23 protein-coding genes are annotated in these 18,184 nt (G+C 68.2%); 8 read left to right on the top strand and 15 right to left on the bottom strand.

What is annotated here, in order from left to right; all coding sequences use genetic code 11:
- Positions 1–269: 269 nt before the first annotated feature.
- The 3 genes from WDU93_RS09840 to glgA form a co-directional block, all read right to left on the bottom strand.
- A complete protein-coding gene (locus WDU93_RS09840) occupies positions 270–527 on the bottom strand; it encodes a type B 50S ribosomal protein L31 (RefSeq protein WP_337320080.1) in 258 nt (85 codons plus the stop codon).
- 88 nt (positions 528–615) lie between these two features.
- Positions 616–1,398, bottom strand: coding sequence for an ABC transporter ATP-binding protein (locus WDU93_RS09845; RefSeq protein ID WP_337320083.1), 783 nt, complete (start codon positions 1,396–1,398; stop codon positions 616–618).
- A 17-nt stretch (positions 1,399–1,415) separates the two neighbouring features.
- The gene (gene glgA, locus WDU93_RS09850) at positions 1,416–2,600 is read right to left on the bottom strand and encodes a glycogen synthase (RefSeq protein WP_337320086.1); all 1,185 of its coding nucleotides are present in this window, start codon (positions 2,598–2,600) and stop codon (positions 1,416–1,418) included.
- 46 nt (positions 2,601–2,646) lie between these two features.
- On the opposite strand from glgA, the gene WDU93_RS09855 reads away from it, so the two are divergent.
- The 3 genes from WDU93_RS09855 to WDU93_RS09865 are packed head-to-tail and all read left to right on the top strand — an operon-like array spanning position 2,647 to position 5,308.
- Entirely contained in the window at positions 2,647–3,891 is a 1,245-nt protein-coding gene (locus tag WDU93_RS09855; RefSeq protein ID WP_337320089.1) for a glucose-1-phosphate adenylyltransferase, read from the top strand.
- A gap of 16 nt (positions 3,892–3,907) precedes the next feature.
- Positions 3,908–4,543 (top strand): phosphoserine phosphatase SerB, encoded by a 636-nt coding sequence (serB, locus tag WDU93_RS09860; RefSeq protein ID WP_337320091.1) that lies wholly within the window; start codon positions 3,908–3,910, stop codon positions 4,541–4,543.
- 54 nt (positions 4,544–4,597) lie between these two features.
- Positions 4,598–5,308 (top strand): alpha/beta fold hydrolase, encoded by a 711-nt coding sequence (locus WDU93_RS09865; protein ID WP_337320094.1) that lies wholly within the window; start codon positions 4,598–4,600, stop codon positions 5,306–5,308.
- 9 nt (positions 5,309–5,317) lie between these two features.
- Here WDU93_RS09865 and fabG read toward each other — a convergent pair whose 3' ends face one another.
- Complete coding sequence (gene fabG / locus WDU93_RS09870) at positions 5,318–6,028, bottom strand: 3-oxoacyl-ACP reductase FabG (protein WP_337320096.1); 711 nt, start codon at positions 6,026–6,028, stop codon at positions 5,318–5,320.
- Positions 6,029–6,160: 132 nt separating this feature from the next.
- Between fabG and WDU93_RS09875 the strand changes: the two genes are divergently transcribed.
- From WDU93_RS09875 to WDU93_RS09890, 4 genes are all read left to right on the top strand, one after another.
- Complete coding sequence (locus tag WDU93_RS09875) at positions 6,161–6,790, top strand: DUF4190 domain-containing protein (protein ID WP_337320098.1); 630 nt, start codon at positions 6,161–6,163, stop codon at positions 6,788–6,790.
- A 63-nt stretch (positions 6,791–6,853) separates the two neighbouring features.
- Positions 6,854–7,195, top strand: a complete 342-nt coding sequence (locus tag WDU93_RS09880) for a DUF3099 domain-containing protein (RefSeq protein WP_337320101.1) — start codon at positions 6,854–6,856, stop codon at positions 7,193–7,195.
- Positions 7,192–7,395: a hypothetical protein gene (locus WDU93_RS09885; protein WP_337320104.1), complete on the top strand. Its 204-nt coding sequence runs from the start codon at positions 7,192–7,194 to the stop codon at positions 7,393–7,395. The genes WDU93_RS09880 and WDU93_RS09885 overlap by 4 nt, the downstream gene beginning before the upstream one ends.
- Positions 7,392–8,201 (top strand): SURF1 family cytochrome oxidase biogenesis protein, encoded by an 810-nt coding sequence (locus WDU93_RS09890; RefSeq protein WP_337320107.1) that lies wholly within the window; start codon positions 7,392–7,394, stop codon positions 8,199–8,201. The genes WDU93_RS09885 and WDU93_RS09890 overlap by 4 nt, the downstream gene beginning before the upstream one ends.
- A 151-nt stretch (positions 8,202–8,352) precedes the next feature.
- On the opposite strand, the gene WDU93_RS09895 is transcribed toward WDU93_RS09890, so the two are convergent.
- The 4 genes from WDU93_RS09895 to WDU93_RS09910 form a co-directional block, all read right to left on the bottom strand.
- Positions 8,353–9,951, bottom strand: a complete 1,599-nt coding sequence (locus WDU93_RS09895) for an ABC-F family ATP-binding cassette domain-containing protein (protein WP_337320108.1) — start codon at positions 9,949–9,951, stop codon at positions 8,353–8,355.
- A gap of 252 nt (positions 9,952–10,203) precedes the next feature.
- The gene (locus tag WDU93_RS09900) at positions 10,204–10,797 is read right to left on the bottom strand and encodes an energy-coupling factor transporter transmembrane component T family protein (protein WP_337320110.1); all 594 of its coding nucleotides are present in this window, start codon (positions 10,795–10,797) and stop codon (positions 10,204–10,206) included.
- Complete coding sequence (locus tag WDU93_RS09905) at positions 10,794–11,516, bottom strand: energy-coupling factor ABC transporter ATP-binding protein (RefSeq protein WP_337320111.1); 723 nt, start codon at positions 11,514–11,516, stop codon at positions 10,794–10,796. The genes WDU93_RS09900 and WDU93_RS09905 overlap by 4 nt, the downstream gene beginning before the upstream one ends.
- A complete protein-coding gene (locus tag WDU93_RS09910; protein WP_337320114.1) occupies positions 11,506–12,111 on the bottom strand; it encodes a biotin transporter BioY in 606 nt (201 codons plus the stop codon). Before WDU93_RS09910 ends, WDU93_RS09905 begins: the two co-directional genes overlap by 11 nt.
- Before the next feature lie 87 nt (positions 12,112–12,198).
- Between WDU93_RS09910 and WDU93_RS09915 the strand changes: the two genes are divergently transcribed.
- Entirely contained in the window at positions 12,199–12,774 is a 576-nt protein-coding gene (locus tag WDU93_RS09915) for a TetR family transcriptional regulator (RefSeq protein WP_337320116.1), read from the top strand.
- Here WDU93_RS09915 and WDU93_RS09920 read toward each other — a convergent pair.
- From WDU93_RS09920 to sufD, 7 genes are read right to left on the bottom strand one after another with little or no spacing between them, the layout of a single operon-like run.
- Complete coding sequence (locus tag WDU93_RS09920; RefSeq protein ID WP_337320118.1) at positions 12,764–13,087, bottom strand: CHY zinc finger protein; 324 nt, start codon at positions 13,085–13,087, stop codon at positions 12,764–12,766. The genes WDU93_RS09915 and WDU93_RS09920 overlap by 11 nt on opposite strands.
- Positions 13,084–14,448 carry an MFS transporter gene (locus tag WDU93_RS09925; RefSeq protein ID WP_337320121.1) on the bottom strand — a complete coding sequence of 455 codons (1,365 nt, stop codon included), beginning with the start codon at positions 14,446–14,448 and terminating at the stop codon, positions 13,084–13,086. Before WDU93_RS09925 ends, WDU93_RS09920 begins: the two co-directional genes overlap by 4 nt.
- Entirely contained in the window at positions 14,445–15,596 is a 1,152-nt protein-coding gene (locus WDU93_RS09930; protein WP_337320124.1) for a MalY/PatB family protein, read from the bottom strand. Before WDU93_RS09930 ends, WDU93_RS09925 begins: the two co-directional genes overlap by 4 nt.
- Before the next feature lie 3 nt (positions 15,597–15,599).
- On the bottom strand, positions 15,600–15,929 hold the full coding sequence (locus tag WDU93_RS09935) for a metal-sulfur cluster assembly factor (protein ID WP_337320126.1): 330 nt from the start codon (positions 15,927–15,929) through the stop codon (positions 15,600–15,602).
- A 9-nt stretch (positions 15,930–15,938) separates the two neighbouring features.
- Entirely contained in the window at positions 15,939–16,709 is a 771-nt protein-coding gene (sufC, locus tag WDU93_RS09940; protein ID WP_337320127.1) for a Fe-S cluster assembly ATPase SufC, read from the bottom strand.
- Positions 16,710–17,036, bottom strand: coding sequence for a non-heme iron oxygenase ferredoxin subunit (locus WDU93_RS09945; protein WP_337320130.1), 327 nt, complete (start codon positions 17,034–17,036; stop codon positions 16,710–16,712).
- On the bottom strand, positions 17,033–18,184 hold the full coding sequence (gene sufD, locus WDU93_RS09950) for a Fe-S cluster assembly protein SufD (protein ID WP_337320133.1): 1,152 nt from the start codon (positions 18,182–18,184) through the stop codon (positions 17,033–17,035). Before sufD ends, WDU93_RS09945 begins: the two co-directional genes overlap by 4 nt.

Consider the following 18,184-nt stretch of genomic DNA (forward strand, 5'->3'; position numbering starts at 1 on the left):
AAGCAGACGGGCGCGCCTCACCCCCGCGTGCGCGCTCGTCCAACGGCCCTGCCGCGGCCCCTTCTGCCGCGCGGGTCCGAGCACGCCCGACAGCTGGGGAAACGTACCTGTCCGCGTGATGGAATCAGCGCCGATGCTGGGGCGCACGACGCTGTGCCGGACGAACCTGGGGAGAATCGTTCGACGTGAGTCACGCTAACGGAGAAGTGCCCGGGAATGCAGAAGGACCCCTGCTCGCGTGGCGAGCAGGGGTCCTTCTGGAAGACGGCTTACTTGGAGGAGCCGCCGAAGCCCTTGAAGCGCTGGTTGAACTTCTCGACGCGACCGGCCGAGTCCATGATGCGCTGCTTGCCCGTGTAGAACGGGTGCGAGGCCGAGGAGATCTCGACGTCGACGACGGGGTACTCCACACCGTCCAGCTCGATCGTCTTGTCGCTGGTGACGGTGGAGCGGGTGAGGAAGGTCTCGCCCGAACCGAGGTCACGGAAAACGACGGCCTGGTAGTCGGGGTGAATGTCAGTCTTCATTGCTGATTCCTTGAATGGCGGGGTGAACTACGGAAAAGTCGATGGGTGACGGTGCACCAAGGATCAATCTTAGCAGATCAATCCGTGTTCACTCGGCGCGAGCCGCGTACCGTCCGCCGTCGGCGGTGAGCTGGATCGGCATGCCGAAAGCCTCACTCAAGGCTGCAGCGGTGAGCGTCTCAGCGATCGGGCCGGCAGCAACCGTGCGCCCTTCGCGCAGCAACAGCACATGCGTGAACCCGACCGGGATCTCCTCCACGTGATGAGTGACCATCACCATCGCAGGCGTCGTCGGCGAGGCCGCGTAGCCACTGAGAAGGTGCAGCAGCTCCTCGCGCGCACCCAGGTCGAGGCTGGCGGTGGGCTCGTCCAGCAGCAGCAGCTCGGGATCGGTCATGACCGCCCTGGCGATCTGCACGCGCTTCTGCTCGCCGTCGCTGAGCGTCCCGAAGAGTCGGTCAGCGAGGTGCTCGAGGTGCCACTCGGCGAGCACCCGCTGGGCACGACGCTCGTCGATGCCCTCGTAGCTCTCGTTCCAGCGACCGGTCACCGAATACGCCGCAGTGAGCACCGTGTTGAGCACCGTCTCATCGCGCGGGATGCGACGGGCCATGGCCGAGGACGCGAACCCGATCCGAGGGCGGATCTCGAACACGTCTGAGCGCCCGAGGGTCTCCCCCAGCACCTGCACCGTTCCCGAAGTCGGGTGCATGAGGGTGTCGGCGAGCTGCAGCAGCGTGGTCTTGCCCGCACCATTGGGTCCGAGGATGACCCAGCGCTGGTCATCCGAGACGTTCCAGGTCACATGATCGACGATGTCGCGCCCATCGCGGCGCACGACGACATCGGTGAATTCAAGAGCGTTCGGCATGCCGCCAGCCTATCCGCTCAGTCGGTCAGCTCCGCGTAGAGCGACCGCGTGGTGTCGGCGATCGCGCCCCAGCTGAACTCCTGCCGCGCACGCTCGCGACCGGCCGCACCGTACTCCATGGCGCGCGCCGGGTCCATCGCGACCTCGGTGAGCCCCGCGGCGAGATCCGCCACGAACTGGTCGGGGTGCACGGGCGTTCCGGTGCCGTCCTGCACCTGCTCGATCGGCACCAGGCGACCGGTGACACCGTCATCGACGACCTCGGGGATGCCGCCGGTGGCGGTGCCGACGACGGCAGCGCCGCACGCCATGGCCTCAAGGTTGACGATGCCCAGCGGCTCGTACACCGAGGGGCAGACGAAGGTCGTGGCCGCGGTGAGGATGGCGGAGAGCTCTTCGCGCGGGAGCATCCGTTCGATCCAGATGACGCCGTCCCTGGTCTGCTGCAGCAGCCGCACCAGCTCCTGCACCTCCGCCATGATCTCGGGGGTGTCCGGGGCGCCGGCGCACAGCACGAGCTGCACCTCCGGCGGCAGCTGCTGCGCCGCCCGCAGCAGATACGGCAGACCCTTCTGGCGGGTGATGCGCCCGACGAAGACCACCGAAGGGCGATCGGGATCCATGCCGATGCTCTGCAAGAACGCGGCATTCTCGACGGGATGCCAGCGCTCGACGTCGATGCCGTTGTGAATCACCCGCACGCGCGCGGGGTCGACCTGCGGGTAGCTGCGCAGAATGTCGTCGCGCATGCCGGCGCTCACCGCGATGATCGCGGCGGCATTCTCGTAAGCGAGCTTCTCGATGCCGCTGGAGACGGCGTAGCCGCCGCCGAGCTGTTCGGCCTTCCACGGACGCAGCGGCTCCAGGCTGTGCGCGGTGAGCACATGCGGGATGCCGTGCAGCTGCGAGGCGAGGTGACCGGCGAAGTTCGCGTACCAGGTGTGACTGTGCACCAGGTCTGCTCCGGCGACGTCACCGACCATGAGCAAGTCGGTTCCGAGGGTCTGCAGAGCGGCGTTGGCGCCGTCGAGCTCCGTCGGCGCGCGATACGACCAGGTCTCCGGTTCGGCCCGCTCTGCACCGAAGGCGCGCACGCGCACATCGATGCTCTCGCGCAGAGCAGCGACCAGCTCTGCGACGTGCACTCCTGCCCCTCCGTAGATCTCCGGCGGGTACTCCTTTGTAATCATGTCGACGCGCATGACTGAACGGTAGTGCATCCGCGCGTTCGCCCCCTAGGGTGGAGCCATGTCGGCACGTAAGAAGATTTTCGGGATCATTCTCGCCGGAGGCGAGGGCAAGCGGCTCATGCCCCTGACGGCGGATCGGGCGAAACCCGCCGTGCCCTTCGGCGGGCAGTATCGACTGATTGATTTCGCGATCTCGAACCTCATCAATTCCGGTCTGCGCCAGATCGTCGTCCTCACCCAGTACAAGTCACACAGCCTGGACAGGCACGTCACCCAGAACTGGCGCATGTCTGCCCTGCTCGACTCGTACGTCACCTCCGTGCCAGCCCAGCAACGTCTCGGCAAGCGCTGGTTCTCGGGCTCGGCCGACGCCATCTTGCAGTCGATGAACCTCATCGTCGACGAGAAGCCGGACATCGTCGTCGTCATCGGTGCCGACCACGTGTACCGGATGGACTTCCAGCAGATGGTCGACGCGCACATCGCGTCGGGTGCCGCAGCCACCGTCGCCGGCATCCGCCAGCCCCTCGCGCTGGCCTCGCAGTTCGGCGTCATCGATGCCGAGCCCGATGGTTCCGGACGCATTCGCGCCTTCCTGGAGAAGCCGGCCGACCCCGAGGGACTGCCGGACTCTCCGCACGAGGTGCTGGTCTCGATGGGTAACTACGTCTTCAACACCGACGCGCTCGTCGCGGCGGTCGCGGCCGACGGGGAGCTCACCGACTCGAACCACGACATGGGCGGCGACATCATCCCCTACTTCGTCTCACGCGGTGAGGCGGCGTACTACGACATGAAGCTCAACGACGTGCCGGGCTCGTCGCCGCGCGACCGCTCGTACTGGCGCGACGTGGGCACCATCGACTCGTTCTTCGACGCGAACATGGATCTCATCTCCACGCTGCCGATCTTCAACCTGTACAACACGGCATGGCCGATCCGTACCCAGACGGTGAATGCCCCTCCGGCGAAGTTCGTGCGCGACGCGGTCGGGCGTATCGGCAATGCGATCGATTCGATCGTCTCGCCCGGTTCGGTGCTCTCCGGCACGCATCTGGAGCGCAGCGTGATCGGCCCGGGGACGCTTGCGGCAGGCGGCGCGACGATCACCGATTCCGTGCTGTTCGACGGGGTGCTCGTCGGGCAGGGAGCCCGGGTGCATCGGGCGGTGCTCGACAAGAGCGTGATCCTCGAAGACGGTGCCACTGTCGGTGTCGACCGCGAACGCGACCTCGAACGCGGATTCACCGTCACCGACTCGGGTATCACCGTCGTCGGCAAGGGATTCCGGGTGGGTCGCTGACCGCTACGCTCGACGGGTGACTGCTGCGCGCTTCCTCGTCGTCCTCGATGCCGATTCCACGCTGATCCGCAACGAGGTGATCGAGTTGCTCGCCGACGAGGCGGGACGACGCGCCGAGGTGCAAGCGGCGACCGAAGCGGCGATGCGGGGCGAGGTCGACTTCGCCACGAGCCTGCGCTCGCGCGTGTCGGCGCTCAGCGGCGTGCCCGTCGAGGCCTTCGAGCGTGTGCGGGCTCGCGTCGAACCGACGCCGGGCGTGCACGAGCTCACGGCCGCGGTGCACGAGCGGGGCGGCGTCGTCGGCGTCGTCTCGGGCGGGTTCCACGAGATCCTCGACCACGTCGCGCCGCCCATCGGCGTCGACCGGTGGCGCGCCAACCGCCTCGCCGTCGCCGACGGCGTGCTGACCGGTGCGGTCGAGGGCGAGATCGTGGATGCCGAGGCGAAGGCGCACTGGCTGCGCACCTGGGCCGCGGAGCTGGGGGTCGCCCCTGGTGCCACGCTGGCCATCGGTGACGGCGCGAACGACCTGAGGATGATGGAGGCCGCGGGCCTCGGACTCGCCTTCAACGCGAAGCCGGCCGTGCGTGCTGCCGCGAGCCTGGTGATCGGGCCAGTCGATCTGCGCGAGGTCATCCCGCTCCTGCCGTGACCCGTCCTGCCATGGCGCAGGGTCGATGTCCGACGCCACGAGTAACGTCGCGGCATGGACATCATTCTCATTCCCGGGCTGTGGTTGGACGCGTCGTCATGGGGCCCGGTGACGACAGCGCTGCGCGATGCCGGCCATCACGCGCAGGCGGTCACGCTGCCCGGCGTGGGCGAGCCCGCCGCGGTCAGCGGTGACCTCGGCATGGCCGACTGGGTCGACGCGATCACGGCGCTCATCGATGCAGCCGACGCCCCCGTCGTGCTCGTCGGCCATTCTGGCGGCGGCAACGTGGCCTGGGGCGCAGCCGATGCGCGCCCCGACCGCGTCGCGAGGGTGATCTTCGTCGACACGATCCCGCCCGCTCCCGGCAGTGGCATCAGCGAGTTCGAGGTGGTCGACGGGGTGATCCCGTTCCCAGGGTGGGACTTCTTCCCCGAAGAAGACGTGCATGACCTCGACGCGCAGCTGCGCGAGAAAACGGCGCCGCTCACCCTGTCCGTGCCCGCGCGCGTACCGACCGACCCGATCCGGCTCACCGACCCCCGCCGACACGCCGTCCCGGTGACCATGCTGATGGGCGCGCTCGATCAGCCGACCCTGGAGAGCATGATCGACGAGTGGGGCCCGTACGGCGAGGAATACCGTGCCCTCCGTGACGTGAAGGTGGTGCGCATCGGATCGGCCCACTGGCCGCAGTTCTCCGTGCCAGAGACCCTCAACCGGCTGCTGCTCGAGGCGATCGATCGCCCGAACAGCGGCGTCTGATCCGCGCGATCAGTGGCCCATGCCGAGGCCGCCGTCGACGGGGATGACGGCACCCGAGATGTACCCTGCGTCGTCGCCCGCCAGCCAGGTCACGACACCGGCGACCTCGTCGGCTGTCGCAAAACGCCCGGCGGGGATGTTCGCCTTGTACTGCTTCTGCGTCTCTTCGGGCAGCTCCGCGGTCATGTCGGTCTCGATGAACCCAGGCGCCACGACGTTCGCCGTGATTCCGCGGCCGCCGAGTTCCCGCGTCAGTGATCGAGCGAAGCCGACGAGCGCGCTCTTCGATGCGGCGTAGTTGACCTGGCCGGCCGAGCCATACAGCCCGACCACGCTGGAGATGAGGATGACGCGGCCGAAACGGGCGCGCAGCATCCCCTTCGATGCCCGCTTGACGACGCGGAACGAGCCGCCGAGGTTGGTGGAGACGACGCTGTCGAAGTCGTCCTCGCTCATGCGCATCAGCAGGGTGTCCTTGGTGATGCCGGCGTTCGCGACGAGAATCTCAACCGGTCCGAGCTCTCGCTCGACCTCGCTGAACGCCGCATCCACGGCTGCCGCATCCGTCACGTCCGCACGCACCGTGAGAGTGCCCTCGGGACCGGCACCGCTGCGCGCGGTCACGGCGACCTTGTACCCCTCCTTGACGAAACGCTCCGCGATGGCGCGGCCGATGCCGCGGTTTCCGCCAGTGACGAGGACGACGCGTTCAGCGTTCATGGGGGCTCCAGTCAGTCGAAGAGGGCTGCGGTCATCCTATCGGCGCGGCGCTGGCATCCGTTTGACAGCGCACCCGCGCACTGACACGCTGACGGGGACGGCTGTGGGAGGCCGCGCCGGATCGGGGGCAGCATGAGCAATGACAATCCGTCCTGGGCAGACGCCCAACCGACGGTTCCGATCGTTCCCGCGGCACCGCCGGAGACGACGCATCCGACGCTGCCGTATCCGATTCCGCCGCTGCCGGCGGCGGCCCAGCCTCGGTACGTGCCGCCCGCGTCCGGCGCACCGTACGGGCAGCAGCCGTACGCACCGTACGCACCTCAGCCGTACGGGCAGCATCCCGGTAGCGCCGTACAGCCGACCGCCTACGCTCCTCAGCACCCCGCCGCCTATGCGGCTCAGCCGTACGCGGCGCAGCCCTATCCGGTGCAGCCGTACCCGGGCCAGCCCTTCGTCGCGCCGCGCCCGTCGAGTGGCCTGGCCCTGGCCGCGCTGATCTGTGGCATCGCCGGCATCCTGGTCGTGCCCTTCGGCTTCTGGATCATCGTTCCGATGCTCGTGCCGATCGCCGCCGTCGTGCTCGGGCACATGGCACTGTCGCAGCTGAAGAAGCGGCCCGATCTCGGCGGCAAGGGCATGGCCATCGCGGGTTTGATCATGGGATACGTGCCGGTGGTATTGGGCGTCGCGTTTGCGGCGATCATGCTCGTTTCGGTGCTGATGTTCGGGCTCGTCGCGCTCCCGTTCAGCTTCTCCTGAAACGCGGTCGTCGTTCGAGATCGGGCATCCGACGTCGCTATCGCGGCGTAGGCTGGAACTACCGTGAAACGCACCCGTTCAGCCCCCTCCCTGACCTCCCTGCCGCAGGCGCCGCAGGATGAGGCGGGACATCGTGTGCGCCGGTATGCCCTCACCATGGGCATCCGCATGGCGTGCTTCCTGGCGATGGCGTTGATCCAGCCCTACGGCTGGTACACCTGGGTGCTCGCGATTGCTGCCGCCGTGCTGCCCTACATCGCCGTCGTCTTCGCGAACGCGGGCAGCGACAGCATCGAGACGCAGGCGGAGTCACCGCAGCTCGAAATCACGTCCTCCGTCCCATCCGCTTCCCCTCCCGCGTCGCCCGATGTCTGGACGGTTCAGGAGAAGCGGAACGACACGTGACGGCGAGCGACACCCTCGAGTGCTCCCGCGCGTCGTGCCGCGCGCGCGCCACGTACCAGGTCATCTGGCGCAATCCGCGGATCCACTCTGCGGATCGCCGCAAGGTCTGGTTGGCGTGCGATGAGCACGTCGAGTTCCTCAGTGAGTACCTGCGCGCGCGGGACTTCCCCGTCGAGGTGAAAGCAGGGCTGCCCGAGTGAGTCAACGGATGCTGCGGTGGGGCGTGTACGTGCTCGTCGCGATCGCCTTCGCGATCGGCTGCGCCTTCCTGTCGCACTGGCAGTTCGATCGCAACGAGGAGCGCGCGCGCCAGATCGCCCTGGTCGAGCAGAACTACGATGCCGCACCCGTGCCCGTCGCGTCCCTGCTCGGTGATGGCGACACGCTGAACCCCGGTGACGAGTGGCATCCGGTCGAGCTCCGCGGTGAGTATCTCGCCGACGAGCAGGTGCTCGTACGCAACCGTCCGCACGGCGGCACGAGCGCGTTCGAGGTGCTGGTGCCGTTCCGCGACGAGAGCGGACTAGTCGTGCTGGTCGACCGCGGCTGGGTGCCACCCGGCGACGGCGACGCCCCGAATGCCGTGCCCGCTCCCCCGACCGGCGACGCCACGGTGATCGTCCGCCTGCGCCCGACCGAACAGCTTCCGGCATCCGGGCGCGGGGCTCCCGAAGGACAGGTCCCGACGATCCACCTGCCCACGGTGGCCGCACTCGTGGACGATGACCTCGCGACCGGCGCCTATGGTCAGCTGATCTCCGAGGATCCCGCGACCTCTGAACCGCTCGGCGGCTTCAGCTCCCCCACCGACGACCCGGGACCGCATCTGTCGTACGCGATCCAATGGATCCTGTTCGCGATCATGGGGTTCGCGTTCATCGGCTACGTCATCCGCACCGAGATCACCAAGGCCAAGGAAGACGCCGGTGAGCGCCCGGTGCGTGCCAAGAGGCGCCGCGACCGGGATGCCGACGATGAGGATGCTCTCCTCGATGCCCAGCGCTGACCCGCGGCGGATGCTGGCGGATGCCGTCGGCGGAGGATCCGCTCAGGAGGAGTTCGCAGCGTAGGGAGGAGGATTCTCGGGCACGGGCCCTCCCCACACGGAGTTCTCCTCCCCACAGGTGCCCGGCCACAGGCCGCCCGAGGTCAGAACCTCAGGCGAGCTCGATGAGGTCCTGGTATTCCTTGCTCCAGATGTCCTCGACGCCGTCGGGCAGGATGAGCACTCGCTCGGGGTTCAGGGACTCCACCGCACCGGGGTCGTGAGAGACGAGCACCACAGCGCCCTCATAGTGCGCGAGGGCACCGAGGATCTCCTCACGCGAGGCGGGGTCGAGGTTGTTGGTCGGCTCGTCAAGCAGCAGCATGTTCGCCGAGGAGACGACGAGCGTCGCCAATGACAGGCGCGTCTTCTCGCCACCGGAGAGCACGCCTGCGGGCTTGAGCACGTCATCACCGGTGAACAGGAACGATCCGAGTACCTTCCTCGCCTCGGTCTCGGTGATGTGTGGCGCGGCCGAGACCATGTTCTCCAGCACCGAACGGTCGACGTCGAGGTTCTCGTGCTCCTGCGCGTAGTAGCCGACCTTGAGGCCGTGTCCCGGCTCGAGCTGCCCGGTGTCGGGCTTGTCGACGCCCGCGAGGATCCGCAGCAGCGTCGTCTTTCCTGCACCGTTCAGCCCCAGTACGACGACCTTGGAGCCTCGGTCGATGGCGAGATCCACATCGGTGAAGATCTCCAGCGACCCGTACGACTTCGACAGACCGGATGCCATGAGCGGCGTCTTTCCGCACGGTGCAGGCTTCGGGAAGCGCAGCTTGGCGACCCGCTCTTCCTGCCGCACGTCATCGAGGCCGGCGAGCAGCTTCTCGGCGCGGGCGACCATCTGGTGCGCGGCCGCGGCCTTCGACGCCTTCGCCCCGAAGCGGGCCGCCTGCAGCTGCAACTGCGTGGCCTTCTTCTCGGCGTTGGCGCGCTCCTTCTTACGACGCTCCTCATCAGCCACCCGCTGCTTGAGGTAGTTCTTCCAGTTCATGTTGTAGATGTCGATGACCTGGCGGTTCGCGTCCAGGTAGAACACCCGGTTCACGGTCTCGCCGACCAGCTCGACATCGTGGCTGATCACGATCAGCCCGCCCTTGTATCCCTTGAGGAATTCGCGCAGCCACACGACACTGTCGGCGTCGAGGTGGTTGGTCGGCTCGTCGAGGATCATCGTGCCCGCGTCCGAGAAGAGGATGCGCGCCAACTCGATGCGGCGACGCTGACCACCCGAGAGGGTCTTCAGCGGCTGGTCGAGGATGCGGTCGGGCAGTGAGAGGTTGTTGGCGATGGACGCCGCCTCGGCCTCGGCCGCGTAGCCACCCAGTGCCTCGAAGCGCTCGGTGAGGTTGGCGAACTTCTTCATCGCCTTCGCCGCGACGGTTTCATCGCTGGATCCCATGTCGACGGATGCCTGCGCGATGCCCAGCTGCAGCGATCCGAGGCCTCGCGCGTCGAGAATGCGCGTGCGAGCGAGCATCTCGGGATCACCGGATCGGGGGTCCTGTGGCAGATAGCCGAGCTCACCCGAACGGGTGACCTTGCCCTCGGAGGGAAGCACATCACCGGCCAGCACCTTGGTGAGCGTGGTCTTGCCGGCGCCGTTCCGCCCGACGAGGCCGATCTTGTCGCCGTCAGCGACGCGGAACGACACGTCCGACATCAGGACGCGTGCTCCCACGCGGATCTCTAGTTCGTGCACGGCGAGCACAGCAGGTGTCCGTTTCGTCAGGGGGGGTGGTGTGGCCGAGGGGCCAGCCTCTCAGTATAGATCGCAGCGGATCAGCAGCCTGCGAAGCCCCCCTGCGGTATGACGCAGTCGGTACGTCAGAGGGATGTGTGTCCCGAGCGAGACGGTGCTCGTCGCGCCCCCTGTGCAACACGCCGCACCGCCCGAGGTAACCCGTGAGGGAATGAGCGGCATGGCCCGGGCTCTGACGCTGGCAGCCATGCCTGCATCCGTTCACCGCGCGATGCCCCGCGCGATGAGTGCGTCTCCGACCTCATCGGCATGACGCAGCGTCATCACCAACAGGGGTAAAGCCGCTCGCAGGCCCAGCCGGACGCCTCGCGCGCGATGCGCGTCACGCACCTGCGTGGCGAAGGACTCGATCACCGGGACCATGGCGATCGTGAGCGAGAGCCCCAGCGCGACCGTCTCGGGATCGGCACCGACACGACGCAGCGGTCGCAGGATGCGCCGGAGTACCTCAAGGAGGTCTTCCATCCTCGTCGTACGCGTGACGGCCTCGGCCAGCACCAGCAACGCCACCACGCGCGCGGTGTTCACCACCGCGGTCTCAGCCCCGACGAAAAGCCATAACGCACCGCCCAAGACGAGAATCAGCCAGCGCAGCCGCCACCAGACCCGCGCCGCGTCCACCACACCGACGGCGAGACACAGCACGGCCGTGGCCGCCAGCGACGCGAGAGTCATACCCATCGCACCCGGATGCCAGAGCGACAGCGCGCACGCGCTGATCGCCAGTGCCGAGAGCTTGGCCCCGGCGGGCAGACGGTGCAGCGGCCCTCTGCCGGCCCGGTAGGCGGAGATCATGCGTGCATCCGCCGATAGTGAGCCACGACGTCAGCTGCCTGCCCCCGGTGGGCGAGGCGCCCCGCCTCGAACAGCACGGCCTCATCGCAGCGTTCGGCGAGCTCGAGATCGTGTGTGACGATGACGACGCGGGCCTCGAGGCCGAGCAGCAGTTCGGCAATGCGGCGCGCGTTACGCAGGTCGAGCAGGGTGGTCGGCTCGTCGGCGATGACGAGTTCGGGCGACGTCGCGAGTACCGAGGCGATCGCGAGGAGTTGCCGCTGCCCGCCAGAGAGCGTCGTCACGGGAGCGTCGGCATGTGCCTCAAGCCCGTGCTGGGCCAGCACCTCTGCGGATCGAGCCGTCCGTTCGGCGCGGGGCAGATGTCGCAACGACAGGGCGACATCCTCGATCGGTGTGGGCATAAGCAGTTGCGCGGCAGGGTCAGTGAACACGAACCCGACGCGACCGCGGAGAGCGCGAGCGTCACGCGTGGCATCGAGGCCCAGTACTCGCACGCTCCCGGCACTGGGCCGCCGGGTGCCGTTGAGCAGCCGTGCGAACGTCGACTTGCCCGAGCCGTTCGCACCGATCACCGCGATCCGCTGACTGTGCAGGTCGAGCGACACATCGCTCAGCAACGTGCGGCCGTCGGCGACGACCTCGACGCCACGAAGCGAGATCGCCGCGTCACCGGGCCCGGGCGGCACCGGTGACGCGGCCGCGGGCTCAGGACGCACGCGCCGCTTCGGCAGTGACGATGGGTGCGAGCCGACCCGAAGCTCGGTCCGCAAGGGCGCGCGGGTAGGCGCGAGCCAGCGCTACGACCAGCACGACTGCCGCGGCGGCCTTGAGCAGGTCACCGGGTAGGAAGACCACGTTCGACAGGGCGGCGGCGCCGAGCGGCATCCCGGTGACGGCGGCGAGCACGGGGATGCCGAACAGGTACACCACGCCGATGCCGCCGACGACGGCGGCGATCGCCGCGCGCCACCACGTGAACCGGCCGCTGTAGGCGATGAGTCCGATCACGATCGTGCCGGCGACCCAGCCGAGGAGGTAGCCGGCGGTCGGACCGACGAACACGCCGAGCCCGCCTCGCCCGCCCGCGAGCACCGGCAGGCCGACGGCCGCCAGGGCGAGCACGAGCAGCACGGCAAGAGGAGCGCGCCGGGCACCGAGCACGAGACCGGCTAGCATCACGCCGAGTGTCTGTCCGGTGATCGGCACGCCCCCGGGCAGCGGAATCGTGACCATGCCGAGCACGATGATGAGCGCGGCGAACACCGCGATACGGGCGAGATCACTGCCGAGGGGGCGGCGGTTCTCCGTCATTTCTGGACTCCTGAGGGTGTGAGGGGCTAAGTGAACACCGTTCACCTGAACAGTGTTCACCTGAACGGCGTTCACTATACTCGCATCATGAGCCCGACAAGACATGATCGTGACGGAGTAGTCGACACAGCCCTCGATCTGCTGGATCGCGTCGGCCTGCCCGACCTGTCGATGCGGCGTCTGGCGACCGAACTCGGTGTGCAACCGAGCGCTCTGTACTGGCACTTCGACAGCAAGCAGGAGCTGCTCGCCGCTGTCGCCGATCGCATCCTCGCGCGCATCCCGGACACGCTTGCGACAGTCGAGCCCGAGCGCGCGCTCGCCGCGGCTCAGTCGGTGCGCGACGCCCTGCTGACCTACCGCGACGGTGCTGAGGTCGTCATGAGCACGCATGCCCTCGGCCTCGGCTCAGGGCGCGCCCGCGACGTTCTCGTCACCGCGCTCGGCGCCGGACCCGATGCCGAGGAAGGCGCCGACGTGCTTCTGCAGTTCATCCTCGGCCACACCCTGCTCGTTCAGCAGCGCCTGCACGCACAGAGTCACGGCGCAGCCGCCGACCAGGGCACTCAGGATCCGAGCGGGAGCATCGAGAACACCTTCGACGCCGGCATCCGCACCTTCCTCGCGGGGCTGCGCTCCCCCGCTGGCGGTCTCACACAGTGAAGTAGACCGCGTGGTGCAGCACGCACCCCGGATTGAACGGCGCAGCGCACGCGGGGCATCCGACTGCCGAGCGGTACTCGGTGATCGACAGTGTCGTACGGCAGACACCGCAGAGCACGGCATGCCGATCGGCGGCATCCGCGGGCCACGGCTGGATCGGATGCCCGGCATCCGCCTCATGGCAGTGCAAGCACGGGTACCAGTCCCCACAGCACGCGAAGCGGATCGCGACCACGTCGAGCGGCCCGGCATAGTGCGCGCACCGCGTCTGCTCGTCGACGAGACGACCACGCACCTGCGGAGCGGCGCTCACACCCGCTCCGCTCCGTGCCCGAGACGTCCACTCGGAATCAGCCCGACCACCAGCAAGCCGATGCACATACCGAAGGCGAGCACGTACGCACCGCCCTCGCCACCCAGGCTGGCGAAGGCCAATCCCACGACCGCGATGAAGACAGCGGAGCCCCCGGAATCCGAGATGGACAGCGCGGAGGAGTTGAAGCCCTGGTCCCGCTCGTGCGAATAGGCGAGCGTGAGCACTGTCAGGCGGGGATACAGCAGACCCATGCCCGCGCCGGCACAGGTCCACAGCAGCACGATCACCAGCGGCGACCAGCCGAGCAGCACGGTGAGCGGAACGGCCAGCAACGCGGCAGCGACCAGGGCCGTCCCGATGAGGGCGATGCGGAGGTTGCCGAGCCGGTCGCCGTACCTGCCCTGCACCGCCGATGCGCCGGCCCACGCGAGGGCCGCCAGCATCAGTGAGATGCCCGCCCACGTGGGCGTGAAGGCGAAGCGGTTCATCAGGAGATTCGGCACGTATGCCTCGCCCGCGAAGAAGGCTGCGGCAACAATGCCGCGCAGCAGAACCACGCTCGGCAGTCCCGGGCGGGCACGCAATGTTCCCGGAGGAAGGAGCGGCCTGACCGCCACAGCGATCACGACGATCGCGACAGCGGCGATCACCCAGCCGAGGCGAAGATCATCCAGATCGGCCGAGAAACCGACCACGACAGCACCGGCAGCCACCACAGAAGCCAGGCCGAGCCGCTGCCATACGGCCCTGCCCATACCTCCCTCTCCCCCACCGAGGTCGACCCCGCGCAAGCGAATCGCGACTGTCGCGAACGCGATGGCGGTCAGTACCGCGACGCCGAGGAACGCCCACCGCCAGTGCAGGAACTCGGCGACCGCTCCGGCCAGGAACGGGCCGATCATCGACGGCACCACCCATGCGGCGGCGAAGGCCGCGAACACGCGCCCGTGCAGCTGCGCCGGATACAGGCGCGCGACCACGACGTACAAGGCGACCGTCTGCCCGCCGGTGCCGAGCCCCTGCACGAGCCGGCCGATCAAGAACACATACATGTTCGTGGCCAGGCCCGAGATCACGAGGCCGAGGAGGAAGAGGGTGACTGCCGCATAGAGGGCACCGCGCGGACCGCGGGCATCCGACCAGGCACCGGCGGCAACCATACCGATGACGCTCGTCGCGAGCGTGCCCGCGAACGCGACAGCGAACAGCGCCTCCCCGTCGAGCGCGGCACTCACCACGGGCATCACGGTTGTGACGGCGAGCGACTCGAGCGCGGCGAGGAAGATCAGGGCGACCGCCCCCAGGGTGACACCGAGGCGGTACCTGTCCCAGATGGTGGCCGTTGCCGTCTCGCTCATCGCAGCGAAGCGATCCGGCGTATCGCCTCCGTGAGGATCTCGGGGCTGGTGCCGAAGTTCACGCGCACGTGACCGGCCCCTTCCGCCCCGAAGGCGGGGCCGAAGTGCAGGGCGACACGCCCCTCGCGCAGGATCCGCTTGGCGGGGTTATCGCCCCAGCCCAAGCCGGCAAGGTCGATCCAGCCGAGATAGCCGGCATCCGGCATCCGATACCGGGCCTCGGGAAGCTGCGCGGCGAGCAGATCTCCGAGCAGGCGACGGTTGGCGTCGAGCGTCACCAGCAGCCCATCCAGCCAGTCATCGCTCTCGGGAGAGAGTGCCGCGACGGATGCCAGCAGACCGAACTGCCCGGTCCGCCACTCCACCTCGGCGGGCAGCCCCCGCAGCAGGGCGTTGCGCTCGGGGGTGGCGGCGACCATCAGCGCACACTTGAGCCCCGCGAGATTGAATGCCTTGCTGGCGCTCACAACCGCGTAGCCGACGGCCCGTGCCGCCTCGCCCGAGGCGAGAAACGGCGTGAACGCGGCTTCGGGCTGCGCGAGCGGGGCGTGGATCTCATCGGAGACGACGGTCGCGCCGTAGCGCTCCGCGAGTCGTGCCAGCCCGTCGAGGGCGCTCGCGGCGTGCACGGTTCCGGTGGGGTTGTGCGGGTTGCACAGCAGGACCGCCCTGGCGCCGTCCTCGAGCGCGCGCTCGATGGCCTCGAGGTCGAGCTCCCACGAGGCGCCGGTGTCGCGCAGTGGAACGCGTTCGACCACGCCTCCGGCCTCGGTGACCAGGTCGAAGAACGGCGGGTACACCGGCGGGTTCACGATGACCCGGTCGCCGGGCGCGATCACTCGGCGCAGGATCTCGACGATACCCATGCTGACATCAGCCGTGGAACGCGTCAGAGCAGGATCGACCTGCCAGCCGAACCGGCGTGCCGCGAAATCGCTATAGGTCTGCGCCAAGGGCGTGCGCGAGGCGACGTACCCGGTGTCGCCTTCGCGCACAGCACGCTCCAGCGCCGCGGTGATTGCCGGTGCGAGCGGAAAGTCGGTCTCCGCGACGAACAGCGGCAGGACATCCTCGGGATACTCCCGCCACTTCTCGCTCGTGCGCTCACGCAGGTGCGCGAGCGGCAGCGCGGTGACCGTCGCGGCCACGGATCAGATCGCGAAGCCGAGCGCGCGCATCATGTCGCGCCCGTCGTCAGTGATCCGCTCCGGGCCCCACGGCGGCATCCACACCCAGTTGATGCGGAACCGGTCGACCACCTTGTCCAACGCCTGCGCGGTCTGCTCCTCGAGCACATCGGTGAGCGGGCAGCCGGCGCTGGTGAGCGTCATGTGGATGATGAGAGCATCGTTCTCGTCATCCCACGCGAGATCGTAGATGAGGCCGAGGTCCACGACGTTGACCCCGAGCTCCGGGTCCATGACGTCCTTCAGAGCCTCGGTGACCTCGTCGTACTTCTCCTCGGTGAGCGTCGCCGTCATAATCTCAGCCTACGCTTCGATGGGCGCCGCGGGGTCGAGGAATCGGTCGTACCCCTCGTCCTCGAGACGGTCGGCCAGCTCCGGGCCGCCCTCCTCGACGATCTTGCCCGCCACGACGACGTGCACGAAGTCGGGGCGGATGTAGCGCAGGATGCGGGTGTAGTGCGTGATCAGCAGCACGCCGAGGTTCGTCTCCTCCTTGGCGCGGTTGACGCCCTCGGAGACGATCTTCAGCGCATCGACGTCGAGACCGGAGTCGGTCTCGTCGAGCACGGCGAGCTTGGGCTTGAGCACCTCGAGCTGGAGGATCTCGTGACGCTTCTTCTCACCACCGGAGAAGCCCTCGTTGACGTTGCGCTGCGCGAACTTCGGGTCCATGCGCAGGTTGGCCATGGCGCCCTTGACGTCCTTGGTCCACTGGCGGATGGCCGGAGCCTCACCGTCGAGTGCGGTCTTGGCGGTGCGCAGGAAATTCGTCACCGTGACACCGGGGATCTCCACGGGGTACTGCATGGCGAGGAACAGACCTGCGCGAGCGCGCTCGTCGACGCTCATCTCGAGCACGTCCTCACCGTCGAAGGTGATCGAGCCCTGGGTGACGGTGTACTTCGGGTGCCCGGCGATGGTGTACGCCAGGGTCGACTTGCCGGAACCGTTGGGTCCCATGATGGCGTGCGTCTCACCGGTGCGGATGGTGAGGTCGATGCCGTTGAGGATCGGGGTGGTGCCCTCTTCGGTCTCGACCGTCACATGCAGGTCGCGGATCTCGAGAACAGACATTCAGACTTCCTTAATCACAGTGGGATCGATGAGCACGTCATCGCCGTCGATCTGGACGACATAGACCGGGACGGGCTCGTAAGCGGGGAGATTGAGGGGCTTGCCGTCGCAGAGCGAGAACGCCGAGCCGTGGGCCCAGCACTCCAGCGTCTTGCCTTCGACGAAGCCTTCGGACAGTGAGATGTCGCCGTGCGTGCAGGTGTCGCCGATCGCGTGGATCTCGCCGTCGGAGTCGAGCACCAGGGCCATCGGCACGCCGTCGAGCTCGACACGCAGCGGCGTGTCCTGCTCGAGGTCGCTCACGGCGCAGGCGCGCTGGGCGGTCATGCCTGCACCTCCGCCAGCTCGGCCTCGATGGCCTCGAGCAGCTCGTCCTGCAGGGACGGGATGCCGATGCGCTGCACGATGTCCCCCAGGAATCCGAGCACGACCAGGCGACGAGCCTGCTCTTCGTCGATACCGCGGGCCTGCAGGTAGAACAACTGCTCGTCGTCGAAGCGACCGGTGGCGCTGGCGTGGCCGGCACCGACGATGTCGCCGGTCTCGATCTCGAGGTTCGGAATCGAGTCGGCGCGCGCGCCCTCGGTGAGCACCAGGTTGCGGTTGGCCTCGTAGGAGTCGGTACCGGTCGCGTCGGCGCCGATGAGAACGTCGCCGATCCAGACGCTGTGCGCGCCCGCGCCCTGCAGCGCTCCCTTGTACAGCACGTCGCCGGTGGTGTGTGCGCCCTTGTGGTGCAGGTAGACCTGACTCTCCAGGTGCTGCCCGGCATCGGCGTAGGACAGGCCGTACAGGCGAGCCTGCGATCCCGCTCCGGCGAGCTCGACGTTGGGGTTCACCCGCACGAGGGCGCCGCCGAAGCTGACGACGATGTGGGTGAGCTCTGCGTCGCGGTCGACACGTGCCTGGTGGGATGCCGCGTGCACCGCGTCATCCTGCCACTGCTGCACCGAGACCACGGTGAGCTTGGCGCCGTCACGGACGATGATCTCGACGTTCTGCGCGTACTGGGCCGCGCCTTCGTGACGAAGCACCACGGTGGCGGAGCTGTGCGCCTCGGCCTCGATGACCAGATGCGCATCGGCACGGAGATCGGCTCCCTGACCCGTGAGGGTCAGAACGATCGGCTCGGCGACCTCGTCTTCGGCGGGGATGCGCACGTGCAGAGCTTGTGCGGCACCCTGCCAGGCGACAGCGGAGATCACGTCTTCAGGGCGGAAGAATTCGCCCCGCGGTGCTGCACCGAACTCCAGTGCGTCCGCGAGGTACTGCGGCGCGCTGGCCGTCACGGAGACCCCGTTCGCACCAGACGCGGTCTCGAACAGCGGCGTCAGCTGCGCGACCGGCGTGTGCTTCCAGTTGACCTCGCGGCCCGTGGGCGCGCCGAAGTCGTCAGGGTCGAACGAGTGCGGCCGCTCAGAACGCGTCTGAACCGGCACGAAGGCAGGCTCGACCTCGGTGTATGCAGTCGTCAT

The sequence above is a fragment of the Microbacterium istanbulense genome (genome assembly GCF_037204145.1).
GTDB lineage: Bacteria > Actinomycetota > Actinomycetes > Actinomycetales > Microbacteriaceae > Microbacterium > Microbacterium istanbulense.

Coding starts and splice junctions, on each gene's coding strand:
- sufC (WP_337320127.1), bottom strand. CDS start 16,709: ATGTCTGTTCTCGAGATCCGCGACCTGCATGTGACGGTCGAGACCGAA.
- glgA (WP_337320086.1), bottom strand. CDS start 2,600: ATGCGCGTCGACATGATTACAAAGGAGTACCCGCCGGAGATCTACGGA.
- WDU93_RS09935 (WP_337320126.1), bottom strand. CDS start 15,929: ATGACGGCGACGCTCACCGAGGAGAAGTACGACGAGGTCACCGAGGCT.
- WDU93_RS09865 (WP_337320094.1), top strand. CDS start 4,598: ATGGACATCATTCTCATTCCCGGGCTGTGGTTGGACGCGTCGTCATGG.
- WDU93_RS09925 (WP_337320121.1), bottom strand. CDS start 14,448: ATGAGCGAGACGGCAACGGCCACCATCTGGGACAGGTACCGCCTCGGT.
- WDU93_RS09840 (WP_337320080.1), bottom strand. CDS start 527: ATGAAGACTGACATTCACCCCGACTACCAGGCCGTCGTTTTCCGTGAC.
- WDU93_RS09915 (WP_337320116.1), top strand. CDS start 12,199: ATGAGCCCGACAAGACATGATCGTGACGGAGTAGTCGACACAGCCCTC.
- WDU93_RS09875 (WP_337320098.1), top strand. CDS start 6,161: ATGAGCAATGACAATCCGTCCTGGGCAGACGCCCAACCGACGGTTCCG.
- WDU93_RS09900 (WP_337320110.1), bottom strand. CDS start 10,797: ATGATCTCCGCCTACCGGGCCGGCAGAGGGCCGCTGCACCGTCTGCCC.
- fabG (WP_337320096.1), bottom strand. CDS start 6,028: ATGAACGCTGAACGCGTCGTCCTCGTCACTGGCGGAAACCGCGGCATC.
- WDU93_RS09855 (WP_337320089.1), top strand. CDS start 2,647: ATGTCGGCACGTAAGAAGATTTTCGGGATCATTCTCGCCGGAGGCGAG.
- WDU93_RS09945 (WP_337320130.1), bottom strand. CDS start 17,036: ATGACCGCCCAGCGCGCCTGCGCCGTGAGCGACCTCGAGCAGGACACG.
- WDU93_RS09910 (WP_337320114.1), bottom strand. CDS start 12,111: ATGACGGAGAACCGCCGCCCCCTCGGCAGTGATCTCGCCCGTATCGCG.
- WDU93_RS09845 (WP_337320083.1), bottom strand. CDS start 1,398: ATGCCGAACGCTCTTGAATTCACCGATGTCGTCGTGCGCCGCGATGGG.
- sufD (WP_337320133.1), bottom strand. CDS start 18,184: ATGACGACTGCATACACCGAGGTCGAGCCTGCCTTCGTGCCGGTTCAG.